At 68.8% G+C, this 1,766-nt stretch carries 1 protein-coding gene and 1 pseudogene; one reads left to right on the top strand and one right to left on the bottom strand.

Annotated elements, in window-relative coordinates:
- Window positions 1–192 precede the first annotated feature (192 nt).
- Window positions 193–441 (top strand): hypothetical protein, encoded by a 249-nt coding sequence (locus tag GJ634_RS15080; protein ID WP_157503646.1) that lies wholly within the window; start codon window positions 193–195, stop codon window positions 439–441.
- 83 nt (window positions 442–524) lie between these two features.
- Here GJ634_RS15080 and GJ634_RS15075 read toward each other — a convergent pair.
- Window positions 525–1,761, bottom strand: a pseudogene (locus GJ634_RS15075) (RNB domain-containing ribonuclease).
- Window positions 1,762–1,766: the final 5 nt, after the last annotated feature.

Here is a 1,766-nt window from a genome sequence, read left to right as displayed (position 1 = left end):
CGCGGCGCGGGCGTACTCGTGGGACTCGGACACGCTACAGGTCGCCGTCACGGCGGAGACGGGGACGACGGACGCGGCGCGGGAGCGCGTGCGGGAAGCCGTCGGCTACTACGAGCGCGGCGCGGACGGCACCGTCGCCGAACCCGCCGGCGTTCGAACTCGTCCGACGACCCCGACGACGCGGCAGTCGTGGTGGCGCTCCGGGAGTCCGTCGACTGCGACGCGATCGGCGTGTCGTCGTCGTGTGCGCACTGGGACGGCCCGGACGTCGACGGCGACGGCACCCCCGAGTACTACACGGACGTCCGCGTCGTCGTCGCGCCCGACGGCCACGACCGCGCCGGCTGGCACGCCGGCTACTGGCTCGGGAAGTCCCTCTGGACCCACGGCGTCCCCGGCCCGTTCCGGTCGCACGAACGGCCACCAGCGAGCCGGTGGTAGGTGGGAAAAAGAGTTACTCGTCGTCCTCGTCCGGTTCGACGACGCCGTCAATCGGAGAGTGACGTGCAGTCGACTCGTCGAGGCTACGCCTCCTCCTCCTCCTCGTCGACGACCTCGATGCCGCGGTTGTTCACCGCGTCCGGGTCGAGGCCGACCTCCTCGAGGAAGTCCCGGTACTCGCGCTCGGCGGACTCGCCGGCCTTCTGCTGGTCGCTGGCGTGGTCGCAGAGCTCCACGAGGTTCTCGGGGACGTCGTTCTGGTAGACGATCCAGTGGTTGACGAGGTCGCTCATCCGGCGGATTGGGCTGGTGAAGTGGCCGTAGATCTCGAAGTTGAGGGCGTGGTGGCCGCCGAACGGGTCGTTCATGTAGCGGGCGCGGGGCATCACCTTCATCACCGCCCACTGGATCTTCCCGAGCTGGCGCTCGGGGGCCTGCTCGAGGGTGGCGTTGACGGCCTTCCGGGGGTCGTCCCACGAGTCGCCGGGGATGGAGACGCCGTCGAGCTCCTGGATCTCGCGGAGCGCGTCGTCCCACTCGTCGGGCGACGGCTGGGGGTGGACGCGGTACATCGCCTCGACGCCCCGATTCCACATGAGCTCGTGGGTGACCGCCTTGTTCGCCTTCAGCATGCACTCCTCGATGATGGTGTGCGCGCGGTCCCGGCGCGGGTTCAGGACGAGGCTCCCCTCCTCCTTGCGCTGTTCGTGCATCTGGTCGGCGAGCTCGAACACCAGCGAGATCTCGTCGTGCAGCGGCGCGTCCTCGTCCTCGAGGCGGGCCTCCGTCTCCTTGTACGTGAGGCGCTCGTCGCTGTGGATGACGGACTTGTAGATCTCGATGTTCTTGTAGGAGAGGTCGTCCTTGTCGAGGTGCATCTCGACGGTGTGCGCGAGGCGGTCCTCGTCGGGGACCAGCGAGCAGACCGTCTCCGCGAGCACCGGCGGGAGCATGTGAATCGTGTACCCGGGGAGGTAGATGGTGTTCCCGCGGTCCATCGCGGCGTCCCACATCGCCGAGCCGGGGTGGACGTAGTGGGTGACGTCCGCGATGTGCACCCAGACGACGTACTCGTCGTCGCGCTCGAGGACGCTGATGGCGTCGTCGAAGTCCTGGGCGTCCACGGGGTCGGTCGTCCACGTCGGCAGCGGGCGCATGTCCGCGCGCTCGTCGACCTCGTCCTCGAATCTCGGCCTGCACGTCCTCGATGCGCTGCTCGGCCTCCTCGACGACCTCGGGCGCGAACTCGTCGTGGAGCTCGAACTTCTCCAGGAGGTCCTCGCGCTTGTTTCTCGATCTGGCGGGCGACTCCGGGGAGATCTCCG

The sequence above is a fragment of the Halobacterium sp. CBA1126 genome (assembly GCF_009741975.1).
Classification (GTDB): Archaea; Halobacteriota; Halobacteria; order Halobacteriales; family Halobacteriaceae; genus Halobacterium.
The sequence above is the reverse complement of the archived record's forward strand: the minus strand, read 5'-3'. Positions and strand labels throughout refer to the sequence as shown.